The sequence below is a fragment of the Aeromicrobium sp. genome (genome assembly GCF_047606445.1).
In the GTDB taxonomy this organism is placed as follows: domain Bacteria; phylum Actinomycetota; class Actinomycetes; order Propionibacteriales; family Nocardioidaceae; genus Aeromicrobium.
Genome location: NZ_JASGEK010000027.1, coordinates 42,642 through 57,539 on the forward strand (window position 1 = coordinate 42,642; position 14,898 = coordinate 57,539).

General features: G+C 69.7%; 18 protein-coding genes. 5 read left to right on the forward strand and 13 right to left on the reverse strand.

Features of this window, described 5'->3' with window-relative positions; all coding sequences use genetic code 11:
- Genes QM621_RS06310 through QM621_RS06325 form a run of 4 tightly spaced genes read right to left on the reverse strand, consistent with a single transcriptional unit; the run spans position 1 to position 3,605 of the window.
- Complete coding sequence (locus QM621_RS06310; protein ID WP_414989517.1) at positions 1-318, reverse strand: Rieske (2Fe-2S) protein; 318 nt, start codon at positions 316-318, stop codon at positions 1-3.
- Positions 311-1,471 (reverse strand): Fe-S cluster assembly protein SufD, encoded by a 1,161-nt coding sequence (sufD, locus tag QM621_RS06315; RefSeq protein WP_414989518.1) that lies wholly within the window; start codon positions 1,469-1,471, stop codon positions 311-313. The genes QM621_RS06310 and sufD overlap by 8 nt, the downstream gene beginning before the upstream one ends.
- Positions 1,468-2,910, reverse strand: coding sequence for a Fe-S cluster assembly protein SufB (sufB, locus tag QM621_RS06320; protein WP_414989519.1), 1,443 nt, complete (start codon positions 2,908-2,910; stop codon positions 1,468-1,470). Before sufB ends, sufD begins: the two co-directional genes overlap by 4 nt.
- Positions 2,907-3,605: a helix-turn-helix transcriptional regulator gene (locus QM621_RS06325; RefSeq protein ID WP_414989520.1), complete on the reverse strand. Its 699-nt coding sequence runs from the start codon at positions 3,603-3,605 to the stop codon at positions 2,907-2,909. Before QM621_RS06325 ends, sufB begins: the two co-directional genes overlap by 4 nt.
- Positions 3,606-3,707: 102 nt before the next feature.
- Between QM621_RS06325 and QM621_RS06330 the strand changes: the two genes are divergently transcribed.
- Positions 3,708-4,787, forward strand: a complete 1,080-nt coding sequence (locus QM621_RS06330; protein WP_414989521.1) for a DNA polymerase domain-containing protein — start codon at positions 3,708-3,710, stop codon at positions 4,785-4,787.
- A gap of 10 nt (positions 4,788-4,797) precedes the next feature.
- Here the strand turns inward: QM621_RS06330 and QM621_RS06335 are convergent, their stop codons facing one another.
- From QM621_RS06335 to QM621_RS06345, 3 genes are all read right to left on the reverse strand, one after another.
- The gene (locus tag QM621_RS06335; RefSeq protein ID WP_414989522.1) at positions 4,798-5,412 is read right to left on the reverse strand and encodes a hypothetical protein; all 615 of its coding nucleotides are present in this window, start codon (positions 5,410-5,412) and stop codon (positions 4,798-4,800) included.
- An 86-nt stretch (positions 5,413-5,498) separates the two neighbouring features.
- The gene (locus QM621_RS06340) at positions 5,499-5,966 is read right to left on the reverse strand and encodes a helix-turn-helix domain-containing protein (RefSeq protein WP_414989523.1); all 468 of its coding nucleotides are present in this window, start codon (positions 5,964-5,966) and stop codon (positions 5,499-5,501) included.
- Positions 5,891-6,238, reverse strand: a complete 348-nt coding sequence (locus QM621_RS06345) for a hypothetical protein (protein ID WP_414989524.1) — start codon at positions 6,236-6,238, stop codon at positions 5,891-5,893. Before QM621_RS06345 ends, QM621_RS06340 begins: the two co-directional genes overlap by 76 nt.
- Positions 6,239-6,299: 61 nt before the next feature.
- Between QM621_RS06345 and QM621_RS06350 the strand changes: the two genes are divergently transcribed.
- Positions 6,300-6,635 carry a VOC family protein gene (locus QM621_RS06350; protein WP_414989525.1) on the forward strand — a complete coding sequence of 112 codons (336 nt, stop codon included), beginning with the start codon at positions 6,300-6,302 and terminating at the stop codon, positions 6,633-6,635.
- A gap of 74 nt (positions 6,636-6,709) precedes the next feature.
- On the opposite strand, the gene QM621_RS06355 is transcribed toward QM621_RS06350, so the two are convergent.
- Genes QM621_RS06355 through QM621_RS06380 form a run of 6 tightly spaced genes read right to left on the reverse strand, consistent with a single transcriptional unit; the run spans position 6,710 to position 12,977 of the window.
- Positions 6,710-7,537 (reverse strand): GNAT family N-acetyltransferase, encoded by an 828-nt coding sequence (locus QM621_RS06355; RefSeq protein ID WP_414989526.1) that lies wholly within the window; start codon positions 7,535-7,537, stop codon positions 6,710-6,712.
- Positions 7,538-7,550: 13 nt separating this feature from the next.
- On the reverse strand, positions 7,551-8,702 hold the full coding sequence (gene ispG, locus QM621_RS06360; protein WP_414989527.1) for a flavodoxin-dependent (E)-4-hydroxy-3-methylbut-2-enyl-diphosphate synthase: 1,152 nt from the start codon (positions 8,700-8,702) through the stop codon (positions 7,551-7,553).
- A gap of 22 nt (positions 8,703-8,724) precedes the next feature.
- The gene (locus tag QM621_RS06365) at positions 8,725-10,023 is read right to left on the reverse strand and encodes a M50 family metallopeptidase (protein WP_414989528.1); all 1,299 of its coding nucleotides are present in this window, start codon (positions 10,021-10,023) and stop codon (positions 8,725-8,727) included.
- Positions 10,020-11,222 (reverse strand): 1-deoxy-D-xylulose-5-phosphate reductoisomerase, encoded by a 1,203-nt coding sequence (gene dxr / locus QM621_RS06370; protein ID WP_414989529.1) that lies wholly within the window; start codon positions 11,220-11,222, stop codon positions 10,020-10,022. The genes QM621_RS06365 and dxr overlap by 4 nt, the downstream gene beginning before the upstream one ends.
- 28 nt (positions 11,223-11,250) lie before the next feature.
- The gene (locus QM621_RS06375) at positions 11,251-12,069 is read right to left on the reverse strand and encodes a hypothetical protein (RefSeq protein ID WP_414989530.1); all 819 of its coding nucleotides are present in this window, start codon (positions 12,067-12,069) and stop codon (positions 11,251-11,253) included.
- Positions 12,066-12,977, reverse strand: coding sequence for an ABC transporter ATP-binding protein (locus QM621_RS06380; protein ID WP_414989531.1), 912 nt, complete (start codon positions 12,975-12,977; stop codon positions 12,066-12,068). Before QM621_RS06380 ends, QM621_RS06375 begins: the two co-directional genes overlap by 4 nt.
- A 204-nt stretch (positions 12,978-13,181) precedes the next feature.
- Between QM621_RS06380 and uraD the strand changes: the two genes are divergently transcribed.
- From uraD to pucL, 3 genes are read left to right on the forward strand one after another with little or no spacing between them, the layout of a single operon-like run.
- Positions 13,182-13,676, forward strand: a complete 495-nt coding sequence (gene uraD / locus QM621_RS06385; protein ID WP_414989532.1) for a 2-oxo-4-hydroxy-4-carboxy-5-ureidoimidazoline decarboxylase — start codon at positions 13,182-13,184, stop codon at positions 13,674-13,676.
- Positions 13,673-13,990 carry a hydroxyisourate hydrolase gene (gene uraH / locus QM621_RS06390; RefSeq protein ID WP_414989533.1) on the forward strand — a complete coding sequence of 106 codons (318 nt, stop codon included), beginning with the start codon at positions 13,673-13,675 and terminating at the stop codon, positions 13,988-13,990. The genes uraD and uraH overlap by 4 nt, the downstream gene beginning before the upstream one ends.
- 4 nt (positions 13,991-13,994) lie before the next feature.
- Positions 13,995-14,897 (forward strand): factor-independent urate hydroxylase, encoded by a 903-nt coding sequence (gene pucL / locus QM621_RS06395; protein ID WP_414989534.1) that lies wholly within the window; start codon positions 13,995-13,997, stop codon positions 14,895-14,897.
- The last annotated feature ends 1 nt before the right edge of the window (position 14,898 follow it).

The following is a 14,898-nucleotide window of genomic DNA, read 5'->3' on the forward strand; positions in this document are numbered from 1 at the left end:
TCAGTTCTCCTCGGGAAGGGCGACGTAGACGCGACCGCCCTTTATAGTCGTGGGGTAGGTGGGGACCGGCTCGGTGGCCGGGAAGTTCAGCGGCTCGCCGGTGCGCACGTCGAAGCGCGACCCGTGCAGCCAGCACTCGATCGCCTGGCCGTCGCACTCGCCCTCCGACAGCGGGATGGCCGCGTGCGAGCACTCGTCGCGCAGCGCGAACACCTCCTCGCCGTCGCGGACGAGCACGATCTCGTTCCCGTCCACGACGGTGGCCAACTGGCCGCCGTCGGGGATGTCGGCGAACGGCGCGGCGAACTGCTCAGACATCGGCGAGCTCGTCCTCCACGGCCGCGAGCAGCCGCTCCTGGACGTCGGGGATGCCGACGCGGCGGATGATGTCGTTGAAGAAGCCATGCACGACCAGGCGGCGCGCCTCGTCGGGCTCGATGCCGCGGCTCTGCAGGTAGAACAGGTGCTGGTCGTCGAAGCGGCCGGTGGTGCTGGCGTGGCCCGCGTCGGCGATGTTGCCGGTCTCGATCTCCAGGTTCGGCACCGAGTCGGCCTTGGCGCCGTCGGTCAGCACGAGGTTGTCGTTCTGCTCGAAGGTCTCGATGTCCTCGGCGACCTTGCGGATCAGCACGTTGCCGATCCACACGGTGTGCGCGCCCTGGCCCTGCAGCGCGCCCTTGTACTCGACGTTGCTGCGCGTCTTCGGCGCGGTGTGGTCGACGAACTGACGGTGCTCGAGGTGCTGGCCACGCCCTCCATCCAGCGCTGAGGCGAAGTACACGCCGAGCAGGTCGGCGCTGCCGCCCGGGCCGGTGTAGTCGACGTTGGTCGAGGAGCGCACGAGGTCGCCGCCGAGGGTGAACTCGAAGAAACGCACCGTGGCGTCGCGGCCGACGGTGATGTTGTTCTGCGCGGCGTGCACGGCGTCGTCGTCCCAATCGGCCAGGCTGACCACGTCGAGCGAGGCGCCGTCACCGACCAGGTAGGTCGTGGCGACGTCGTAGACGGCCGAGCCGGCGTGGTCGAACAGCAGCGTCGCCTTCGCGAACGGCGCGACCTTGACCACGATGTGGCCCCAGACGGTGTTCTCGACGGAGTCGCCGGTGAGCGTGATCCGGGCGGGGGCGTCGAGTTCGCCGTCGACGGTGATGAGCAGCGTCTCACCGGCGTTCTCGACCGCGAGCGCGGCGAGCCGATCGAGCGGGGCGATGCCGCCGAGCGCCTTGGCCTCGTCCGTGCTGACCGTCGAGATGGTCACGCCCTCGGGCAGCTCCTCAGCGCGGACGAGGTGGGCGTCGGACGGCGCGCCGTCGAGCAGACCGCGCAGCCGCTTGAGCGGAGTGAAGCGCCAGATCTCCTCCAACCCGTTCGGCACGGGGTGGTCGGCGACGTCGTAGGACGGCTCCGGGTGCAGGTGGGACTCGACGTGGTCGAGCTCCAGCGCCTCGTTGATGTTCTCGATGACGGTCATCCGACAGCACCCTCCATCTGCAGCTCGATGAGCCGGTTCAGCTCCAGCGCGTACTCCATCGGCAGCTCGCGGGCGATCGGCTCGACGAAGCCGCGCACGATCATCGCCATGGCCTCGTCCTCCTCCATGCCGCGCTGCATGAAGTAGAACAGCTGGTCGTCGCTGACCTTCGACACCGTCGCCTCGTGGCCGAGGGTGACGTCATCCTCGCGGACGTCGACGTAGGGGTAGGTGTCGGAGCGGCTGATCTGGTCGACGAGCAGCGCGTCGCACTTGACCGTGCTGGCCGAGCCCTCGGCGCCCTCGTTGACCTGCAACAGGCCGCGGTAGGACGTGCGTCCGCCGCCGCGGGCGACCGACTTGGACAGGATCGAACTGGACGTGCGCGGGGCCGCGTGGACCATCTTCGCGCCGGCGTCCTGGTGCTGGCCCTCGCCCGCGAAGGCGATCGACAGCGTCTCGCCGCGCGCGCCCTCGCCCATCAGGTAGACGGCCGGGTACTTCATGGTGACCTTGGAGCCGATGTTGCCGTCGACCCACTCCATCGTCGCACCCGCCTCGCAAACCGCGCGCTTGGTGACGAGGTTGTAGACGTTGTTCGACCAGTTCTGGATCGTCGTGTAGCGGACGCGGGCGCCCTTCTTCACGATGATCTCGACGACGGCCGAGTGCAGCGAGTCGGAGCTGTAGATCGGCGCGGTGCAGCCCTCGACGTAGTGGACGTAGGAGTCCTCGTCGGCGATGATGAGCGTCCGCTCGAACTGGCCCATGTTCTCGGTGTTGATGCGGAAGTAGGCCTGCAGCGGGATGTCGACGTGGACGCCCTTGGGCACGTAGATGAACGAGCCGCCCGACCACACGGCCGTGTTGAGCGCGGAGAACTTGTTGTCGCCGACGGGGATGACCGTGCCGAAGTACTCGGCGAAGATCTCCGGGTGCTCCTTGAGCGCGGTGTCGGTGTCGAGGAAGAGCACGCCCTGGGCCTCGAGGTCCTCGCGGATCGAGTGGTAGACGACCTCGGACTCGTACTGCGCGGCGACGCCGGCGACGAGGCGCTGCTTCTCCGCCTCGGGGATGCCGAGCTTGTCGTAGGTGTTCTTGATGTCCTCGGGCAGGTCGTCCCAGCTGGCGGCCTGCTTCTCCGAGGAGCGCACGAAGTACTTGATGTTGTCGAAGTCGATGTCGTCGAGCGACGCGCCCCAGGTGGGCATCGGCTTGCGGTCGAAGAGCTTGAGGCCCTTGAGGCGCAGGTCGAGCATCCACTGCGGCTCGTTCTTCTTCGAGGAGATGTCGCGCACGACCGCCTCGTTCAAGCCGCGCTGGGCGCTCGCGCCGGCGACGTCCGGGTCGGCCCAGCCGAACTCGTAGCGGCCGACGTCCTTCAGGCCCGGGTTCAGCTCCTCGATGGAGGGGCCGGGCTCATGCGACGTGGTGGTCATGAGGTCACCTTCTCTGGATCGACAGGTTCAGTGGAAAGAGGCAGATGGGTCGTGCAGACGCCGTCGCCGTGGGCGATGGTGGCGAGTCGCTGCACGTGGGTGCCGAGCACCTGGGCGAACATCTCCGCCTCGGCCTCGCACAGGTGCGGGAACTGCTCGGCCACGTGGGCGACCGGGCAGTGGTGCTGGCAGATCTGGGCGCCGGTCGCGGTCGAGCTGGTCCCGGCGGCGAAGCCCTCGGCGCTGAGCGCCTCGGCGAGGGCGGCGGGACGGTCGGCGGGCTCGACACCGGCGAGCCGTTCGGCGAGGCGCTGGCGCAGCGGCTCGAGCCGTTCGGCGGCGAAGGAGCGGACGGCGTCGTCGCCGACGGCGTCGCGCAGGAAGGCGAGGGCCTCGACGGCGAGCGCGTCGTAGGCGTGGGTGAACTGGTGGCGTCCGGCGTCGGTGAGCGCGAAGACCTTGGCGGGGCGGCCGCGGCCGCGCGGTCCGTTGACCCGCTGCTCACGCGGCTCCAGCACGCCGTCGGCGACGAGATGGTCGAGGTGACGGCGGATCGCGGCGGGCGTGAGGTCGAGTTCCTCGGCCAGCGTGGCCGCCGTGGAGGGGCCGCCGCGCAGGATCGCCTCGGCGACGCGCGCACGGGTCGGCGAGTCGTCGAACGACCCGCCTCCTGCCGTGTTCTCAGTCGTCGCCATGTTTTTCACAACGCCAGTGTGTCGTTAATGATTCCGAGCTTTCAACGAAGGCCCGCCTCAGTGAGGCACGCCTCACCAGCGCAAACGCGGTAGCGTCACCTCATGGCGACGAGAGCGAAGACGATCGAGGTGGACGCGGGCGGCGTCGGCGTGCGGGTGTCCAGCCCGGATCGGGTCGTCTTCGAGGCGACCGAGCAGACGCCGGAGTTCACGAAACTCGACGTCGTCGAGTACCTGGTCGCCGTCGAGGACGGGATCATGCGGGCGCTGCGCGACCGGCCGACCGCCCTGGAACGCTGGCCGAAGGGCGTGCGTGAGGGCATGAGGCTGACGACGAGCAAGGCCTATGGCGACGCCTTCTACTCCAAGCGGGTGCCGAAGGGCGCGCCGTCGTACCTGTCGAGCGTGAAGGTCCGCTTCCCGTCGGGGCGTCGGGCCGAGGAGGTGTGTCCGGCGCAGATCGCCGACGTCGTATGGGCGGCGCACATGGGCACGGTCACCTTCCATCCGTGGGCGATGCGTCGCGCCGACGTGGACCGTCCCGACGAGTTGCGGCTCGACCTCGACCCGCAGGAGGGCACCGGCTTCGGCGACGCGGTCGAGGCGGCGCTGGCGCTGCGCGAGTTGCTGGCCGAGTTGGGGATGCGCTCGTTCGTCAAGACCAGCGGCAACCGGGGCGCGCATGTGTTCGTGCGGATCGAGCCCCGCTGGACCGTCACGTCGGTGCGGCACGCGGCCATCGCCGCCGGCCGGGCCTTGGAGGCGCGCCATGACGGGGTGACGACGGCCTGGTGGAAGGAGGAGCGCGGGGCCCGCGTGTTCGTGGACTTCAACCAGAACGCCCGCGACCGCAGCATCGCCAGTGCCTACTCCCCCCGTCCGCGCCCCGGCGCGCCGGTGTCGTTTCCGATCTCGTGGGAGAAATTGCCGAGCGCCGACGGTCCGGCCGAGTTCCATCTCGGCTCGGTCCCAGAGCTGCTGCGCACGGACGGCGACGCCTGGGCCGAGATCGACGACGTCGCCCACGACCTCACGCCCCTGTTGGAGCTGTGGGCCGAGAACCCGGTCGAGCTGCCCTATCCCCCGGACTACCCGAAGATGCCCGGCGAGCCGCCCCGCGTCCAGCCGAGCAAGAAGGTCGCCGAGCATTGGGACGCCTCCGGCGAGCGCGTGGCGGAGTGAGAGTAACTCGTCAAGGTCGTTCTCGAAGAACAGCCGCAACCCGCGTCGTCTGGGTGATGTGCCGAGCGAGCGCCGATCCCAGACGACCGGATATGTCCACCAGCCGTCTGAAATCAGCGTCCAGATCACGAGTGTGAATCGGCTCGTGATGAGCGATTCGGTTGCGAAGACGTCGCACCTCGTCGAGTTCGGCGTGAAGTCTCCTCCGCCTCACCGGACCGGTGAACGCATGCCTCAGCGCGGGCTGCCAGAGACGGCGGTTGTACTCATCGGCGAGAAGCGACCACCAGAAGCCGAACGGGAGTTCCGCGACCACCTTCCCGCGAGGAACTTGCGGACCGCCCGCTTGCCGCACAGCGATCCGGACGACGTCACGAGAACGAGCGGTGAGCGCCGTCCCGGACGTCAGCCACATCGGCCCGAGACAGGCTGCGGCAGCACCGTCGAGCGAGTTGCGCAACCCGATCTCGAGGTAGTGAATGGACTCGAAGAAGGCCGACGAGGCGCGCACATTCCAGTCGTAGAGTTCGACGGCCTTGTCCCAAGTCCCGCCAGTCGCCACCAGGTAAGGCGACATGCGGGCTGGCGACAGCATGCGACGTAGAACCGTCTCATCGTCTGCCATCGATACCACTCCTGTTGGTTTTGTCTCGCATCGAGCGTAGACTCGCCCACAGACAGAGAGCCCCGGGATTCACGGCGTAGCGGCGTTCAGCCAGCGAAACCCCCCGGGGCCTTGTCGTTCCTGTCGGAGTGTCGCTCCTCAACCAACGCGCTGAATGTCGTACCCGCGAGGCGGCGGGTGTCGCGGGCGAGGTGGGACTGGTCGGCGTAGCCGGCGAGGACGGCGGCCTCGCTCGCCGGGCGGCCCGAGCGGGCCAGGCGCAGGGCCCGCTGGAAACGGTGGATCGACGCGAGCGTCTTCGGGCCGTAGCCGAACACCCGGTCGCTGACACGGCGCAGCGACCGCTCCGACAGCCCGTGGAGGGCGGCCGTCTCCGGCACGCTCAGGCCCGAACGGGCCGCCTGGTCGAGGGAACGGGCGAGCCGCAGCGCCTCGACATCGGGCTCACTTCGGCGCCAGAGGTCGTGAGCGAGCCGGGTCAGGGCGGCGACCGGAGCGACGTGCGCCTCGTCGGCGACTGAGCCGTCGAGCCGCGCCACGTCGGACAACTCCACCCGTTGATCGACCAGCTCGTCCGCCCTGACCTCCAGGAGCGCGTGCGCGAGACCGGCGCGAAACCCACACCCCAGGTGACCACGCCTGGCGACGACGGAACCAACTCTGCCATGGTGTCCGGCCCGGCGAAGAGCAGTCGGCCGTGCGAGAAGACGACGTCCATCACCGCGTCCGGGACGACCCGGAACAGGTCGGCGTCACCCTCCTCGGCGACCACCCGCCACAGCGTCGTCCCCGGGACGGGGCCTGGCCGGGACTGATAGCGACTCATCGCTCCCCTCCTGGCCGAAACGTTCAAGACCCGCACGACCAGTCTCCCCTAGCCTGCGGTCATGACACGATTCACGACAGTCGAGCTGTACTCCCGCGACGCGGCCGCCTCGGCGGCGTTCATGGCCCAAGCCTTCGGCCATCCGCATACCGTCTACGGCGACACCTATATCGACGTGCACGTCGGCGACGGCTTCACGGTCGCCTTCGAGACGCGCGACGTGACGCCGCCGCCGCTGACGATCTTCCAGGTCGACGACCTCGACGAAGCCCGCGCGGCCATCACCGCCGCCGGCGGCGTCGTGACGGTCGAGCCCTTCGACTTCCCCGGCGGCCGCCGCTTCCAGTTCCGCGAGCCGGGCGGCAACGAGTTGGCGGCGTGGGTGGCGGTCGCGTGAGCCGTCACCTCAGTCGTGGACAGAGAACCCGGGGATTCGCTGCGTAGCAGTCAGTCTTCCAGGGTGCGCGACATTCAGAGCAACACGGTGGCGAAGGTCGTGTGGCGGCGGAAGCCGACCCTGGCGTAGACCCGCAGGGCGCGGTCGTTGTAGCTGTTGACGTAGAGGTTGACCGCTGGGGCGACCTGGTCGCGCAGCAGATTGACCACGCCCGCCATGCCCGGAACGGACAGGCCCTGGCCGCGGAACTCCGGATCGACCCAGACCCCTTGCACCTGGCACGCCCGGTCGGTGACCGCGCCCAGCTCGGCTTTGAAGAGCACCCGGTCGTCCTCGACGATCGCGAACGCCCACCCGTGGGTGATGAGCTGCGCGATCCGCGCCCGGTACATCGACGCGTGGCTCACCTCCGGGTGGACGCCCACCTCCTCAGTGAACATGCGCACGCAGGCCGGGTAGAGCACGTCGATCTCGTCCATCACGACCCGCCGCACCCTCAGGTCGGGGGCGACCTCGGACGCCCGGTCCAGCACGAGGAAGGGCTGGCCGACCCGCAGCGAGCGCGGCGCGCCCCAGCGCGGCTCCAACCGCGACCACAAGCGGGTCACCGCGTCCTCGGGCCCGGCGATGGAGGCCGGGCGGACCGGACTCGTCCCGATCACCTCGGCGAAGGCGTCGACCGCCTCCGGCCCCGCCTCGCAGGGAACGATGTTCGCACCGACATGGCAGACCGCCTCCAGCCGTCCGGCGTCGAACCAGCCGAGCATGCGCCCGCCCAACCAGCGGGTCTCCAATCGGCTGCTCTCGGCCCGGTAGCGGACGAACGTGTTGGCCTGCGGGTCGCGGTCCAACACCTCCCGCACGGCAGGCAGGTCGCGGGCGGTCAACGCCCTCACGGTCATGCCGGTCTCCGCGTCAGCCGCTGACCGTCACCTCGGCCGAACCGCCCTCGACCGGCTCCATGCCCTCGGCGATACGCAGGGCCTCCTCGATCAGCGTCTCGACGATCTTGGCCTCCGGGACGGTCTTGACGACCTCGCCCTTGACGAAGATCTGACCCTTGCCGTTGCCCGAGGCGACGCCGAGGTCGGCCTCGCGCGCCTCGCCGGGACCGTTGACGACACAGCCCATGACCGCCACCCGCAGCGGCACCTCCAGGCCGTCGAGACCGGCGGTGACCTGCTCGGCGAGCGTGTAGACGTCGACCTGGGCACGGCCGCACGACGGACAGGAGACGATCTCCAACCGGCGCGGACGCAAGTTCAACGACTCGAGGATCTGCAGGCCGACCTTGACCTCCTCGACCGGCGGCGCCGAGAGCGAGACGCGGATGGTGTCGCCGATGCCCTTGCTGAGCAGCGCGCCGAAGGCGGTGGCGCTCTTGATGGTCCCCTGGAAGGCCGGCCCGGCCTCGGTGACGCCGAGGTGCAGCGGCCAGTCGCCCCGCTCGGACAGCAGCTCGTAGGCGCGCACCATGACGACCGGGTCGTTGTGCTTGACCGAGATCTTGAAGTCGTGGAAGTCGTGCTCCTCGAACAGCGACGCCTCCCAGACGGCCGACTCGACCAGCGCCTCGGGCGTGGCCTTGCCGTACTTCTGCAGCAGCCGCTTGTCGAGCGATCCGGCGTTGACGCCGATGCGGATCGACACGCCCGCGTCCTTGGCGGCCTTCGCGATGGCGCCGACCTGGTCGTCGAACTTGCGGATGTTGCCCGGGTTGACGCGCACCGCCGCGCAGCCGGCGTCGATGGCCGCGAAGACGTACTTCGGCTGGAAGTGGATGTCGGCGATCACCGGGATCTGCGACTTGCGGGCGATCTCCGGCAGCGCCTCGGCGTCGTCGGCGCTCGGGCAGGCGACGCGCACGATGTCGCAGCCGGCGGCGGTCAGCTGGGCGATCTGCTGCAGCGTCGAGTTGACGTCGGAGGTGAGCGTGGTCGTCATCGACTGCACGGAGACGGGGGCGTCGCCGCCCACGTCGACGCTGCCGACCTTGATCTTGCGGGTGGGGCGACGCGGAGCGAGCACGGGCGCGGGGGCCTCGGGCATGCCGAGTTCGGTGGTCATCACAGGCTCCATTCGACGCGGGTCATCCGACGCGCACGGGATTGACGATATCGGCGTAGATCAGGATCACGCTCATGACGAGCAGGAGGATACCGACCGCGTAGGCGACGGGAAGCATCTTGGCGACGTCGACCGGCCCCGGGTCGGGCTTGCCGCGCAGCCGCGCCCAGCGCGAGCGCGCGCCCTCCCAGACCGCGCCCGCGATGTGGCCGCCGTCGAGCGGCAGCAGCGGGACGAAGTTGAACAGCGCGAGGAAGAGGTTGAGGCTCGCCAGCAGGGTCAGCAGCCGTTGGGCGCGCTCGGCCCAGGTGGGCTCGTCGACCGTCACCAGCTCGCCGGCCACCCGACTGGCGCCGACGATGCTGATCGGGCTGTCCTCGGGACGCTCCTCGCCGAAGGCGGCCTTGACCACGTCGACCATGCGGACCGGCAGGTGCGCGATCGCCTCGCCGGTGCTCTGCGCGGTGTCCCACATGACCTCGCCGACGAACAGCGGACCCTCCCGCCGGACCTCGAACGTCGGCGAGACGCCGAGGAAGCCGACGTCCTCGACCTTCTCCGGGTCGTCGATGGCGAGCCGTTCGACGACCGAGGTGGTGACCGGGACGGTCGTGGTCCGACCGTCGCGCACATAGGCGATCGTCGAGGCGTCGCCGCCGTTGGCGCGGATGAGGCGGGTCAGCTCCTCCCACGACGCGACGTCCTCGCCGTCGAAGGCGGTGATCCGGTCGCCGGGCTCCATGCCGATCTCTCGAGCGGGGGTGAGCGGGTCGGCGTCGGTGCAGGCGCGTCCGGCCTCGGCGTCGCTGATGGCGCAGTCCGAGACGGTGCTGACGGTCGTGGTCGGCTGCTCGACGCCGAAGCCCATGATGACGACGGAGAACAGGACCGTCGCGATGGCGACGTTGACGAGCGGCCCGCCCGCCATGACGACGACCTTCTTGTACCAGGGCAGCTTGTAGAACAGTCGCGGCTCGTCCTCGGCCGTGATCGTCTCGTACTCGACCGCGCGCGCGTCGGAGACGAGCTGGGTGAACAGGCCGGTGTTGCTGTCGCGGACCGCGTGCGGGTCGTCGCCGGGGCCGGGCGGCAGCATGCCGACGAGTTTCACGAAGCCGCCGAGCGGGACCGCTTTGAAGCCGTACTCGGTCTCACCGCGCTGAGTCGACCAGAGGGTCTTGCCGAAGCCGACGAAGAACTGCGTGACCTTCACGCCGAAGCGCTGGGCGGGGATCATGTGCCCGCACTCGTGCAGCGCGATCGAGACGACCACGCCGACGAGGAAGACGACGACGCCGGCCGCGTAGATCAGCGCGGTCATCGGGCGGCCACCCGCTCACGCGCCCGCGTCCGCGCCCACGCGTCGGCGGCGAGCACGCCGTCGACGGTCAACGCGGACTCATGGGTCGCGGGGTCGGCGAGATGTTCTTCCACTACGGCTGCCACTGTGTCGACGATACCCAGGAAGTCCAGGCCGCCCGCCACGAAGGCGTCCACGCACTCCTCGTTGGCGGCGTTGAACACCGCCGGGGCGGTCCGGCCGAACTGTCCGGCCTTCCGGGCGACGCGGATCGCGGGGAAGGCGTCCTCGTCCAAGGGCTCGAAGCGCCAGTCGACCGGCTCGGTCCAGTCGCAGCCGCGCGCGGCGCCGGGCACGCGCTCGGGCCAGGCGAGGCCGAGCGCGATGGGCAGGCGCATGTCGGGCGGCGAGGCTTGCAGCATGGTGGAGCCGTCGACGAACTCGACCATGCTGTGCACGACCGAGCCGGGGTGCACGACCACGTCGATGCGGTCGAAGTCGACGTCGAAGAGCAGGTGCGCCTCGATGACCTCCAGGCCCTTGTTGACGAGGGTCGCGGAGTTGACGGTGATGACCGGACCCATGTCCCAGGTGGGGTGGGCGGCGGCCTGCTCGGGGGTGACGTCGGTCAACTCCTCGCGGGTGCGGCCGCGGAACGGCCCCCCGCTGGCGGTGACGACGAGACGTCGGACGTCCTCGGGCCGTTCCCCCCGCAACGCCTGGGCGAGCGCGGAGTGCTCGGAGTCGACGGGCACGAGCTGGCCGGGCGCGGCGGCCTTGGTGACCAGCTCGCCGCCGATGATGAGCGACTCCTTGTTGGCGAGCGCGACGGTCGTACCCGCCTCCAGCGCGGCGAGCGTCGGCAGCAGGCCGACCGCGCCGGTCATGCCGTTGAGCACGACGTCGCAGGGGGTGCGGGCGACCTCGGCAGCGGCTGCGGGTCCGGCGAGCAGACGCGGGATCCGATGGTCCCCGGCGTCCCAGCCGCGCCGCTGCGCCTCGGCGTAGAGGGCGAGCTGCACGTCTTGGGCGGCGGTGGCCTGCGCGACCGCGACCACCTCGACGCCATGCGCGATGGCCTGTTCGGCGATCAGCCGGGGCTGTCCGCCTCCCGCCGCCAACGCGACGACCTCGAACCGCTCCGACGCGGCCTCGACCACGTCGAGAGCCTGGGTCCCGATGGAACCAGTGGAACCCAGAATGGCGACACGCTTACGCATGCCGCCATTCTGGACCACTCGTGGTGGGTTACTTCACCTCGGACCGGAGAACCCTCATCCAGCCGAGGACGCCGGGGACGACGACCAACAGCGTCAGCGAGAAGAAGAACCGGAACCACTCGAGGAAGCCCACGTCGACAGGCGTGCCGATCATGTCCTGACCGGTCATGAGCGGCGTCGCAGCGTAGTTGAAGTCGATCCACGGAATGAGCTCCCGCGCCCACTCGAAGAATCCGACGAGCACCGAGTACACCATCATCGGCAAGAACAACGCGATCACATAGAACACCGCGATGGTGGCCGGCGAGTTCAAGATCAACGTCGCGAAGGCGAAAGCCATGATGAAGTAGGCCAGCTGCAACACGATGATCCACGTCAGATCGCCCGCGTCGACGTCCCAGCGGGCGTCATAACCGCCGATTCCCGAAGCGAGCAGGTTGCCGATCACGCCGAGCAGGATCGCCGCCACGATCGTGGCCGCCGCCAAGATCAGCACCGCCGTGAACTTCGCGGCGATCACGCGCGCTCGCCGGGGTTCCAGCGTGAACGTGGTGAGAGCGGCCCGCTGCCCCCACTCGGAGGTGACGGTCGTGATCGCGAAGACCGGGAGAAGGATCGACAGCGGGATCGTCATCGCCTGGGAGAAGCCCGACGCGGTGATCTCCGCGTTGTCGTTGAGAGCGATCACCAAGAGGATCACGCCCGCGACGAACACGATGAGAAGGCCGGTGATGATCAGCAGCCACGTGCCCGCCCGCGTGTCGAGCATCTTACGGGTCTCGACCGTGATCAGGCTGCCGAACTTGACGCCGGGGCGGTTCGTGTCGATGGGGGTTGCGGCGCTCATGCGACACCTCCGGTGGTGACGACACCCTCGCGCTGGGCGCCGGCGGTCAATTGCAAGAACATCTCCTCCAGGCCCGCGCTGTCGGCGCGGCGCAACTCGACGAGCACGTGTCCGCCGGCGGCGGCCACCTGGCCGATCTGCAGCGGCTCGGCGTCGACCCGCAGGCCCTCGCCGCTGGCCGAGACCGTGTGGCCGGCCTGCTGCAAACCGGCGGCCAGGCCCGGGTTGTCGACGGCCTGGACGTAGGCGCCGGCGCCCTGGAGCAGCTCGTCCTTGGTGCCCTGGGCGACGATGCGGCCGTTGCCGATGACGATGATCTCGTCGGCGATGATCTCGATCTCGTGCAGCAGGTGCGACGACAGCAGGACGGTGCCGCCCTGGTCGGCGTAGGCCCGCAGCAGGCTGCGCATCCAGTGGATGCCTGCCGGGTCGAGGCCGTTGGCGGGCTCGTCGAGGATGAGGATCTTCGGGTCGCCGATCAGCGCGTTGGCGATGCCGAGGCGCTGGCGCATGCCGAGCGAGTAGTTGCGCACCCGGCGCTTGGACTCGTCGGCGCTCAGGCTGACGAGGTTGAGCATGTCGTCGACCCGCGACAGGGGCAGGCCCATGGTGAGGGCGCTGAGCGTCAGGATCTCGCGGCCGGTGCGGCCCGCGTGCTGCGCGGAGGCGTCGAGCAAGACGCCGACCTGGGTGCCGGGGTTGGGGATGTCGTGGTAGTCGACGCCGCCGATGAGCGCCCGGCCAGCGTCGGGGCGGGTGAGCCCGGCCATGATGCGCATCGTGGTCGACTTGCCGGCGCCGTTCGGGCCGAGGAAGCCCGTGACCGCGCCGGGGCGGCAGGCGAACGAGACGTCATCGACAGCCCGGTACGCCCCATAGGTCTTGGAGAGGTGTTCGACGGTGATCATGCGTCCATCCTGTCACCGCCCCGCCCCTCCCGCATCTTCACCGAGCTCGACGCCGTCCACCGGGACCGAGCGGCCGGCCGCACGCACGACGCGGGCCTGCTCCGACCCTCCCTCTGAGCCCCTCGGCCGAACTATAGGGATCCCCTAACGGCGGGGACATCAGGGTTTCCAGGACCGACATACGGGCCTTCTAGCGTCCTTGCCATGAGGATCGACGAGTTCGACACGGCCCCCGCCGACACGGCCCGAACGCTGCTGCGCCCCTGCGCCGACGTCCCGTCCTGGGTGGACGCGCTCACCGCCGAGCGCCCCTTCGGCTCCGTCGACGCGCTCCTCGCCCGCGCCGACGAGCTCGCCCGGTCCTGGGGCGCCGACGAGCTGTCGGCCGCGCTCGCCCACCACCCCCGGATCGGCGAACGCCCCTCCGGCGACACCGCCGACGCCGAGCTCTCCCGCGGCGAGCAGGCCTCGCTCGGCGACGCCGACGCCGACGTCGACGCGGCCATCGCCCTCGGCAACGCCGCCTACGAGGAGCACTTCGGCCGGGTCTTCCTCATCCGCGCGGCGGGCCGCACCCGGCCCGAGGTGCTCGCCGAGCTGCGCCGCCGCCTCGACCTCGACCCGGCCGACGAGCTCGCCTGCGCCGTCGACCAACTCCGCCAGATCGCCCTCCTGCGCATCGAAGGGACCTTCGCATGACCACGCTCACCACCCACGTGCTCGACGCCGTACTGGGCCGCCCCGCCGCCGGACTGGAGGTGACGCTCACCGGACCCGACGGAGCCGCTGCCACGGCCGCCACCGACGACGACGGACGGATCGCCTTCGACGGCGACCTCGACCCCGGCGAGTACGCCCTCGAGTTCGCCACCGGCGCCTGGTTCGCCGCCGCCGACCGCGCGTACTTCCACCCCCGAGTCTCGATCGCGTTCGCGGTCGCAGAGAACGAGCCGCACACGCACATCGCGCTGCTGCTCAGCCCGTTCGCCTACACCACCTACAAAGGGAGCTGACCCCATGGCCACTGGAGATATCGTCCTCGGAGCGAACCAGTACGGCAAGGCCGAGTGCCGTGTCGTGCGGATCGTCCGCGACACCCCCGTCCACGAGATCACCGACCTGAACGTCACCTCGCAGCTGCGCGGCGACTTCAGCGCCTGCCACATCGACGGCGACAACAGCCAGGTCGTCGCCACCGACACCCAGAAGAACACCGTCTACTCCTTCGCCAAGGAGCACGGCATCGCCTCGCAGGAGGAGTTCCTGCTCACCCTCGGGCGGCACTTCACCGGGAACTTCGAGTGGGTCGAGGGCGGTCGCTGGGAGTCCGAGCTGTACTCCTGGGAGCGCATCGAGACCCCCGACGGCCCGCACGACCACTCCTTCGTGCGCTCCGGCCAGGAGGTCCGCACCGCGGTCGTGCAGATCGTCGACGGCGTCGAGCACGTCGTCTCCGGTCTGAAGGACTGCATCGTCCTGAAGTCGACCGGCTCGGAGTTCCACGGCTTCCCGCGCGACAAGTACACGACCCTGGTCGAGACCACCGACCGGATCATGGCCACCTCGGTCACCGCCTGGTGGCGCTACACCTCCTCCGACGTCGACTTCAACGCGCGCTACGAGGCCATCAAGGCGTCGCTGCTGACCCAGTTCGCCGAGGTCCACTCGCTCGCTCTGCAGCAGACCCTGTTCGCGATGGGCAAGGCCGTGCTGGAGGAGTTCGACGACGTGGCCGAGGTGAAGCTGTCCTGTCCGAACAAGCACCACTTCCTCGTCGACCTCGAGGTGTTCGGCGTGGAGAACCCGGGCGAGGTCTTCTTCGCCGCAGACCGTCCCTACGGCCTGATCCAGGCCACCATCTGCCGCGAGGGAACCCCCGAAGCGCCCGACGCGTGGGCCACCGTGCCCGCCTTCGCGTGAG